The organism is Nostocoides jenkinsii Ben 74 (assembly GCF_001046875.1).
GTDB classification, from domain to species: domain Bacteria; phylum Actinomycetota; class Actinomycetes; order Actinomycetales; family Dermatophilaceae; genus Nostocoides_A; species Nostocoides_A jenkinsii.
Genome location: NZ_HF571038.1, coordinates 3,240,548 through 3,250,196, shown reverse-complemented (window position 1 = coordinate 3,250,196; position 9,649 = coordinate 3,240,548). Strand labels below are relative to the sequence as shown.

Annotated in this window: 5 protein-coding genes and 2 CRISPR repeat arrays; of the genes, 1 reads left to right on the top strand and 4 read right to left on the bottom strand. The window is 69.6% G+C overall.

The annotated features are described in order from the left end of the window. A partial coding sequence (locus tag BN13_RS15540; protein ID WP_053079824.1) for a flavin-containing monooxygenase occupies window positions 1-1,031 on the top strand: 1,031 nt, incomplete at its 5' end. Window positions 1,032-1,178: 147 nt separating this feature from the next. Here BN13_RS15540 and ppdK read toward each other — a convergent pair. The 4 genes from ppdK to BN13_RS15520 all read right to left on the bottom strand — a co-directional run bounded on the left by ppdK (window position 1,179) and on the right by BN13_RS15520 (window position 7,975). Then, window positions 1,179-3,890, bottom strand: coding sequence for a pyruvate, phosphate dikinase (gene ppdK, locus BN13_RS15535; protein WP_048548116.1), 2,712 nt, complete (start codon window positions 3,888-3,890; stop codon window positions 1,179-1,181). A gap of 321 nt (window positions 3,891-4,211) precedes the next feature. Then, the gene (locus BN13_RS15530) at window positions 4,212-5,921 is read right to left on the bottom strand and encodes a formate--tetrahydrofolate ligase (protein ID WP_048548115.1); all 1,710 of its coding nucleotides are present in this window, start codon (window positions 5,919-5,921) and stop codon (window positions 4,212-4,214) included. A 36-nt stretch (window positions 5,922-5,957) separates the two neighbouring features. Continuing rightward, window positions 5,958-6,455 carry an NlpC/P60 family protein gene (locus BN13_RS15525; RefSeq protein WP_157038630.1) on the bottom strand — a complete coding sequence of 166 codons (498 nt, stop codon included), beginning with the start codon at window positions 6,453-6,455 and terminating at the stop codon, window positions 5,958-5,960. A gap of 137 nt (window positions 6,456-6,592) precedes the next feature. Further along, on the bottom strand, window positions 6,593-7,975 hold the full coding sequence (locus tag BN13_RS15520) for an amidase (protein WP_048548113.1): 1,383 nt from the start codon (window positions 7,973-7,975) through the stop codon (window positions 6,593-6,595). A gap of 422 nt (window positions 7,976-8,397) precedes the next feature. Beyond that, a CRISPR array of direct repeats spans window positions 8,398-8,911; the repeat unit is 29 nt; unit sequence GGGCTCATCCCCGCGCGGGCGGGGCGGAC. Window positions 8,912-8,985: 74 nt separating this feature from the next. Beyond that, a CRISPR array of direct repeats spans window positions 8,986-9,648; the repeat unit is 29 nt; unit sequence GGGCTCATCCCCGCGCGGGCGGGGCGGAC. Window position 9,649: the final 1 nt, after the last annotated feature.

The following is a 9,649-nucleotide window of genomic DNA, read 5'->3' as shown; positions in this document are numbered from 1 at the left end:
GGGTAGTCGTGATCGGTGGCGGGCCCGCGGGTCTTGCCACCGCCGGGGCGCTGACCATGCGCGGGATTCCCGTGACCGTGCTCGAACGCGCGGACGTCGGCCACTCCTGGCGCGGTCACTATGACCGGCTGCACCTCCACACGACGCGTCGCCTGAGTGGGTTGCCGGGACTCCCCATACCCAGGTCGTATGGCCGTTGGGTCGCCCGAGGCGACCTCGTCCGGTATCTCGAGTCCTACCGGGCCCACCACCGACTCGATGTCCGCGCGGGTGTGGATGTCATTGGGCTGGAACGGAATTCGACGGAAGGCTCGCCCCGGTGGGTGGTCCGGTCAGCGGGCGGCGAGGTGTGGGCGGCGGACCACGTCATCGTCGCGACGGGCTTCAATCACACCCCGGCGCGGCCCCACTGGCCGGGGGAGGAGGGCTTCCGCGGGGAGATTCGGCATACGTCGGACTATCGCAACCCGGCCGACCATGCCGGTCGCTCCGTACTCGTGGTCGGCACGGGCAACACCGGGTGCGAGATTGCCCAGGACCTCGCCGAGGGCGGCGCCGGGCAGGTGTGGCTCGCCTATCGCACCCCGCCGCACATCCTGCGCCGCGACACCGCCGGCTGGGCGTCGCAGTGGACCGGCATCGCCGTTCGACGCCTCCCCTTGCGCCTCGTGGACCGGGTGGCCGCCGTGGTTGAGAGGGTCTCGATCCCCGACCTCACGGCATACGGTATGCCGCGCCCTGCCGCCGATCTCTACTCGCGGATCGCGGTGGGATCGATCCCGGTGCAGGACGTCGGGATCGTCGCCGCGATTCAGCGGCGCGCAGTGGTGCCCGTGCCGACGCCGGAGCGATTCGAGGGCGACGACTTTGTGCTGCGCGACGGACGGCGCCTGCGTCCCGACGTGGTCCTGGTGGCGGCCGGCTATGAGCGCGGGCTGGAGCCGTTGCTCGGCGAGCTGGGCGTGCTGCGGCCCGACGGGCGGCCGACGGTCAGTGGTGCCACATCGCCGACCGGCGCGCCGGGGCTGTAGTTCAACGGCTATACCAACCCGATCTCCGGGATGCTGCGCGAGATTCGGCTGGACGCGCTGGCGATCGCCGCCGAGATCACCGCGGCGATCGCCAGCCAGCCGTCCTGATCCCGCCGCCCCCGTCGCGTTTGCGGGTGCGACCTTAACTCACGCGGTGCCGGTCTCGTCCAACGCCACGGCCGCGCGGCCAGCTTCGAGGCGCGCGATCGGCACGCGGAACGGGCTGCACGAGACGTAGTCGAGGCCGACGTTGTGGAAGAAGTGGATCGACTCGGGGTCGCCGCCGTGCTCACCGCAGACGCCGGCGTGGATCGCGGGCTTGGTCCGCCGCCCGCCGTCGACGCCGATCTTGACGAGCTGTCCGACGCCGAGCGCGTCGAGGGTTTCGAACGGGCTGATCGTGAGGACGCCATTCTCGAGGTACTCGGCGAAGAAGCCGCTCTCGACGTCATCACGCGAGAAGCCCCACGTCGTCTGGGTCAGGTCGTTGGTGCCGAAGGAGAAGAAGTCGGCTTCCTCGGCGATCCGATAGGACGTCAGTGCCGCCCGGGGCAGCTCGATCATGCAGCCGATCGGGATCGACAGCGCGACGCCCGACGTTTCCGCGACCTCGGCGATGATCTTCTCCGCCATGTCCCGGATGATCTGCAGCTCGCGGACCGAGCCGATCAGCGGGACCATGATTTCCGGCTTCGGCTTGCGACCCTGCTCAATCAACGCGACCGTGGCCTCGGCGATCGCGCGGATCTGCAGAGCGAAGAGGCCGGGGATCTTTAGGCCGAGCCGCACCCCACGCAGGCCGAGCATCGGGTTCGCCTCGTGCGTGCGCTGGATCGCCGCAAGGATCTCCTTGTCATGCTCGTCCGCGCCACCGTCGCGCTCGGCCAGCGCGACCTGGACCGAGACCTCGGTCAGGTCGGGGAGGAACTCGTGCAGCGGCGGGTCGATGAGCCGGATCGTCGTCGGGAGCCCGTCCATGGCGGAGAGGAGCTCCTCGAAATCGCCCCGCTGAAGCGGGACGAGGGCCTCCAGCGCCGCGTCGCGCTGTTCGGACGTCTCGGCCAGGATGACGCTCTCGATGAACTTGCGGCGCTCACCGAGGAACTGATGTTCGGTGCGGCACAAGCCAATTCCCTGCGCGCCGCGGGCGCGGGCCCGCACGGCATCCTCGGCCGTGTCGGCGTTCGCACGAACACGCAGGCGGCGGACGCCATCGGCATACCGAAGAAGCCGGTCGACCGAGCGGATCAGGTCGAGAGTCTCGATATCGCCCTCGACCGCTTGCTCGGCGGCGTCGATGCCCTCGCTGATATAGGTCAGGACGGGAGAGTCGACGACAGGCACCGCGCCGACGAAGACCTCACCGGTCGCGCCGTCGATGGCGATGACATCGCCCTCACCGAGCTGGGTGTCGCCGACCTGCACGGTCCGCTCGGAGGTGCTGATCTTCATCGCTTCGGCGCCAACGACGGCGCACATCCCCATGCCACGCGCGACGACAGCGGCGTGCGAAGTCTTGCCGCCGCGGGCGGTCAGCACGCCGACGGAGGCGATCATGCCGGGCAGATCCTCAGGCGAGGTTTCTCGCCGGACGAGGATGCACTTCTTGCCCTCCTTCTGGTGGGCGATGGCCGAGGCGTTGTCGAAAACGATCTCGCCGACGGCCGCGCCGGGGGAGGCGCCGAGGCCCTTGGTCAAGGCGGAGATCCCCGACTTTGCGTCGAAGTGCGGGAAGAGAAGTTGGCTCAGTTGCTGGCCGCTGACGCGCCCGAGGGCCTCATCGAGGGTGATCAGGCGCTCGTCGACAAGCTGGGTCGCAACGCGGAAAGCCGCTGCGGGAGTGCGCTTTCCGACGCGCGTCTGGAGCATCCACAGCTTCCCGCGCTCGATCGTGAACTCGATGTCACACAGGTCGCGGTAGTGCGTCTCCAGTCGGCGCATGGCGGCACGCAACTCGGCATACGACGTGGGGTCGAGCTCCTCCAGCTTGGTCAGGGGGAAGGTGTTGCGAATGCCCGCGACAACGTCCTCGCCCTGCGCATTGGGGAGGTAATCGCCATACACCCCACCGTGGCCGGTGCTCGGGTCGCGGGTGAAGCACACGCCGGTGCCGGAGTCCTCGCCGAGGTTGCCGAAGACCATCGCCATGACATTGACTGCCGTGCCGAGGTCGTCCGCGATGCGCTCGCGGCGGCGGTAGAGCCGGGCGCGCTCGGTGTTCCAACTGTTGAAGACGGCCTCGATCGCGGCGTCGAGTTGGTCGCGGGGATCCTGCGGGAACTCCTCGCCGGTCTCCTCCAGAATGATCTGCTTGTATGCCGCGACGACCTTCTTGTGGTCGTCCGCGGTCAGGTCGGTGTCCTGGGTGGTGCCCGCGGCCGCCTTGATCGCATCGAGCGCCTCGGAGAACAGGTCACCCTCGATGCCGAGCACGGTCTTGCCGAACATCTGGATCAGCCGGCGGTAGCTGTCCCAGGCAAACCGCTCGTCGTTCGCGAATGTCGCCAGGCCCTGGACCGAGCGGTCGTTGAGCCCGACGTTCAGGACGGTCTCCATCATCCCGGGCATGGAGAACTTCGCCCCGGAGCGGACCGAGAGCAGCAGGGGCTCCTCGTCGGCGCCGAAGTGACGGCCGATGGTGTCCTCGGTCTTGCGCAGGGCCATGGTGACTTCGACGCGCAAGGTGGGCGGCACCTCACCGGTGCGCAGGTAGGCCTTGCACGCCTCCGTCGAGATCGTGAAGCCGGGAGGCACGGGAAGCCCCATGTTCACCATCTCGGCAAGATTTGCCCCCTTGCCGCCCAACAGGTCCTTCTGGTCCTTGTTGCCCTCACTGAACTGAGTCACGTATGTGGCCATGACGCCTCCTCGCGTATCCCGCCATGCTTCCACTTCGGCCCCCCTGCGCCGAATCGAGAACCGGTCTGCGGAACCGTGAGTGACGCATCCGACACGTGGTAGCGCTTACGTGACGAAGAGCGGAACGAGTTCGATCAGGCACTGGCCTCGAACCGCCCCGCTGATCAGGTATGGCCGCGCCCGGCCCCGCGCTCAGGTCACCCCTTTCGTACCAAGTCACACGTTTCGTACCAAGTCTTACGTTCTACGGGGTGACCTCGTACGAAAGGTGTGACCTCGTACGAAAGGGGTGACTTGATCCGTCAGGTGAGGGCTCAAGGGCTAACTCAGCCCGCGAATCTCCCCGTCCACCAGGTCGATCCGCTCGGCGTTCGGGTGGCTGGCGAAGCCGGGCATGGTGCGCATCTCGCCGCAGATGGCATAGACATAGCCCGCGCCCGCGGCCGCGCGGACCTCGCGCACCGGCAGCCGCCAGCCGGTCGGGGCGCCCTTGAGGGCCGGGTCGTGCGAGATGGACAAGTGCGACTTGGCGATGACCACGGGCAGGTCACCGAATCCGAGCTTCTCGTATGCCGCGAGCGCACTCGCCGCCGCCGGGGCGAAGTCGACGCCGTCCGCGCCATACACCTTGGTCGCGACGGCCTCGATCTTGCTCACCAAGCTCTGGTCGGACTCGTAGGTGTAGCGGAAGTGCGTCGGGTGGTCCAAGGCGTCGATGAGAGCCTGGGCCAACTCCGCGGCCCCGGCTCCGCCCTCGGCGACATGCCGGGAGACGGCGCACTTGACGCCGAGTTCGGCGCAGAGGTCGCGGATCACCTGGTGCTCGGAGTCGAAGTCCTGCGGGAAGGCGTTGATGGCCACGACCGGCCACACGCCGAAGCCTTCGATGATCTGAATGTGCTTGCGCAGGTTGGCAATCCCGGCGCGCACGTCGTCGGGATTCTCCGCCAGCAGCTCCTCGGGCAGCGGTTTGCCCGCGACGATCTTGAATCGCCCCGAGTGGGCCTTGAGTGCCCGGACGGTCACGACGATGACCGCCGCATCCGGCCGCAGACCGGAGACCCGGCACTTGACGTTCATGAACCGCTCGGCGCCCATGTCGGCGCCGAAACCCGCCTCGGTCAGGACGATATCCGCGCGCCGGGTGGCGACGAGGTCGGCCACGACGGACGAATTGCCCGTGGCGATATTGCCGAACGGGCCGCAGTGGATCAGCGCCGGCGTGCCCTCCAGGGTCTGCAGGAGATTGGGATTGATGGCGTCTTTCAGGATCACGGCCATGGCCCCGGCGGCACCGAGGTCATCGGCGGTGACGGGCCGCCCGGCATACGTGTATCCGACGACGATGCGGCGCAGCCGCTGCGACAAATCCGCCAGCGAGGATGAGAGGGAGAGCAGCACCATGACCTCGGAGGCGGCGGTGATGTCGAAACCTGTCTGTCGCGCAACGCCATCCGCGCGGGCGCCGAGGCCGAGGACGATATTGCGCAGCGACCGGTCGTTGACATCGAGGACGCGACGCCAGGTGATATTGCGCGGGTCGATGCCGAGTTCGTTGCCGTGGTGGAGGTGATTGTCGAGCAGCGCGGACAGCAGGTTGTGCGCCGCGGTGATCGCGTGGAAGTCGCCGGTCAGATGGAGGTTGAGCCTGTCCATCGGCACAATCTGGCTGTAGCCGCCGCCCGCCGCACCGCCCTTGATCCCGAACGTCGGACCCATCGAGGGTTGGCGCAGTGTTACCGCAACCCGCTTGCCGAGCTGGGCGAGCCCGTCGGCGAGGCCGACCGAGGTGGTGGTCTTGCCCTCCCCGAGCGGGGTGGGCGTCACCGCCGTGACGACGACATACTTTGCGCGCTGTTCCTGCGGTTGCCCGGGCGCGGTGAGGATGCCGAGGTCGATCTTGGCGACCGTGCGCCCATACGGCTCGAGGAATTCCTCCGGTATGCCGAGCCGCCCGGCGATCTCGGCGGGCGGCCGGAGTTCGGCAGCGCTGGCGATCTCAAGGTCGGACGGGAAACCCATGGGCGGCATCTTGGCGCGAACGGCCCGCCGGCACAATGGGCCGGGTCAGGACATTCCCTTGTAGCGGAACGGCTTGTAGGTGCCGTAGCCGGACCAGTAGGGGTAGGGGATCTTGCGATAGACGGCGCCGCCGCGGGAGGAGGACTCCTCATACGCCCAGTAGTAGCTGTGCGCGGAGTCGGCCCACTTGTCGAAGAGGAGCACATGTGAGGAGGAGTTGAGCATCGCATCCCCTTGCCGCAGAGAGGATTTGGAGATGTAGGTGCCGATCTGCGGCATCGTGTAGGTCGTGTAGCCGGGCTTCGTCAGGCCCCAGGCCATCGAGACATAGCCGGAGCAGTCCATGCGGTAGCCCTGGTAGGTCGTGGACTGGCTGTAGCTGATGCCGCGGTCGACCCAGACTTTGGCGCGGGCCACCGCCGTCGCTCCGGTCAGGGCCGGGGCGGCACTGGCCGGGGCGGCGAAGGTGAGGGAGGCGGCGCTCGCGAGAGCGAGCAGCGGGAGGGTGCGCCGCGGCATACGGCGGCATGAATCGATGGACATGTGGGGGGATCCTCTCGGGGGGACGGGCACCGCCGGGGGGTCGGCGCCTCGGGGAGGTCCATCTAAGGTAACGGGAAGGTCACGGGATTGGGAACCCGTGAAGACCAACTTCCTTCCTGTGAATCTGGCGGCGGCGGCTAGGGTGCGAAGCCGCCGACCGCGTCCTCGACCTGCGCACACAGCGCAAGGAGAAGGTCGTCGCGCGCCGGCCGGCCGGCCAGCATGACGCCGACGGGGAGCCCGTCGGGGGTGCGATGCAGGGGGAGGGAGGCCGCCGGCATACCGGTGACATTCCACAGCGACGTCCACGGCGTGAACGCCTTCTGCGCCGCGAAGTCCGCCGCCGGGTCGGGGTCGTTGCGCAGCGCCCCGACCGGCAGGGGTGGCTGGGCGAGGGTCGGTGTCAGGACGGCGTCGTATGCCGCGAGCGCGCGGACCATCGCCGCCCCCACCCGGCGCAGCTCGCCGATGGCCAGGCCGAACCCAGGCCCGCTGACCGCCCGGCCGCGGAGGGCGAGCCAGCGGGTGAGGGGCTGGACGTCATCCTCGGTGCCTTCCGGAACCGAGAGCGCGGTGAGCACCGACCAGCACGTCTCGAAGGTCTCAACGGCATTGGGCGGCAACGGATTCGGTATGTCGATCAACTCGTGCCCGAGATCGGCCAGCAGCCTGCTCGCGTTGTCGTAGGCGATGAGCACCTCGGGATGAACCGGCGCGTCGACGATCGCGGGTGTCGCGAAGCGCGCGATCCGCAGCCGTGTGGGCGGCGCGTCGCAGGCCGCGAGGAAGGCTCCGTGGGCGACCGGTGGAGCCCACGCCGGGTCGCCGAGCGCGGGGCCGGCCATCACATCGAAGTATGCCGCCGCATCCCGCACCGTCCGCGCGAGGGGTCCGTTGGTCGCGAGGCCGGTGGGATCGCCATACATGGGTCCGGCCGAGATCCGCCCACGGCTCGGCTTGAATCCGACCAGACCACAACATGATGCCGGTATGCGGATCGAGCCGCCCCCGTCGCTCCCCTGGGCGAGGGGGACCAACCCCGCCGCCACCGCGGCCGCCGCCCCGCCGGAGGACCCGCCCGCCATCCGGGTGGTGTCGTACGGCGTGACCGCGGGCGGCGCGATGGCCGACTCGGTGTAGCAGGGAGTGCCGAACTCGGGTGCGTTGGTCTTGCCCAGGCTGATCAGGCCAGCGTCCTCGATGGCGCGGACGACCTCGTCCGAGTGCTCCGGGACGTATGCCGCATACCTCGCGCTGCCGAACGTCGTGCGGACGCCGGCGGTGGCATTGAGGTCCTTGATCGCGGTGGGCACACCCCACAGCGGACCTGCGTCGTCGGGCCGACCCGCCCGGGTGAGGGCGTTGGCCCGGGCGAGCGCGAGGTCGGTCGTGCGGGTGACGAACGCGCCGACCCGGTCCTGCCGGGCGCCGAAATGCTCGACGAGTTCGTATGGCGTGACCTCCCCCGCCGCCACGGCCGCGCCCAACTGAAGGGCCGTAAGGTCGTGGAGCTCGCGCATACCCGCCACCCTGCCACGGCCGCACCCAGGACGTGGAGGTCGTGGTCCGGAATGCGCTCAGGTCACACCTTTGCGACCAGGTCTATGGCTCTAGAGGGTGACCTGGGCCCGAGGGTGTGACTTCAGCCCAAAGGTGTGACCTGAGCGCAGAGTTGTCCTGGACTCTCCGGCCGCCTGCTCAGCACCCGCCCAAGGTATGCCCGGCACCGCCTCGTCTCCCACCCCTCTCTCGTCTGCGGCGCCTCTCCGTTTGCCGGCCTCGTCAACTCCGACCTCCCGGCCGCACTACACGACTAATCGGGACTCAATTGCGTCCTGCCAGCGCGCACGCAGGCCACCCAAGCGGCCGCGCTCAGCTTGATCATGTTGAGACTCGAGCGCTGGCTCGATGCCAGCGCCGACGTCACCTTAACGACGCAGAAGAGCTGATCCCCGCGCGGGCGGGGCGGACTTACTGCCACGCGGTCACGTCAAGGAATTGCGGGACTCATCCCCGCGCGGGCGGGGCGGACAACGGCATCACCAATTGGCGTCTCGGGTTCCCGGGCTCATCCCCGCGCGGGCGGGGCGGACTCAGTGCCGGCAGCGGGTGGCAGGGTGATCGTGGGCTCATCCCCGCGCGGGCGGGGCGGACGAGCGCCAACATCCGGTGACGCGGCTGCTCACGGGCTCATCCCCGCGCGGGCGGGGCGGACGCGGTAGACACCGGCACCCCGCAGAGCGCCGCGGGCTCATCCCCGCGCGGGCGGGGCGGACCTGCCGGCATTGGACAGGCCCGAGACGATGGGCTCATCCCCGCGCGGGCGGGGCGGACCCAGCGGTCGGTGGCGGCGATGCCGTTCACTCGGGCTCATCCCCGCGCGGGCGGGGCGGACGGCACCCTCGTGCCCCTCGAAGGCATCGGCGAGGGCTCATCCCCGCGCGGGCGGGGCGGACAAGCGCTGATCGCGCAGGCGCTTTACGGCGGAGGGCTCATCCCCGCGCGGGCGGGGCGAGTCCCTGGACCCACCCGGGCTCATCCCCGCGCGGGCGGGGCGGACGCCATCACCCCTGGCGCTCTCGGGCTCATCCCCGCGCGGGCGGGGCGGACCTCGCTCACCGCGAAACCTCCCGTTCCCACTCGGGCTCATCCCCGCGCGGGCGGGGCGGACCTGGAGGCGCTGTATGCCGCGAACCAGGCCGAGGGCTCATCCCCGCGCGGGCGGGGCGGACGAAACCGTCAGAACCGACGCCCCTGCGAGGGCGGGCTAATCCCCGCGCGGGCGGGGCGGACGTGGCTGTCGCAACGGTGCGGCAGCTGTCCATCCCGCGGCCTTGGCTGCGGTGGGCATTAGCAAGGGGCTCATCCCCGCGCGGGCGGGGCGGACCGAGCAGCTCACCGAGGACGTTTCGATTGAGACGGGCTCATCCCCGCGCGGGCGGGGCGGACTGCGACACCAGGATCGATGGGTTCTCCTTGGCGGGCTCATCCCCGCGCGGGCGGGGCGGACACCTCGGGTTCGCCGCTGGCCTCGATCTGGTCGGGCTCATCCCCGCGCGGGCGGGGCGGACGCTATCTGGACCCTCGGCCAGACGCAATTTCTGGGCTCATCCCCGCGCGGGCGGGGCGGACCCCGCCCGGTTCGCGGAACGGTCAATCGCAAGGGGCTCATCCCCGCGCGGGCGGGGCGGACA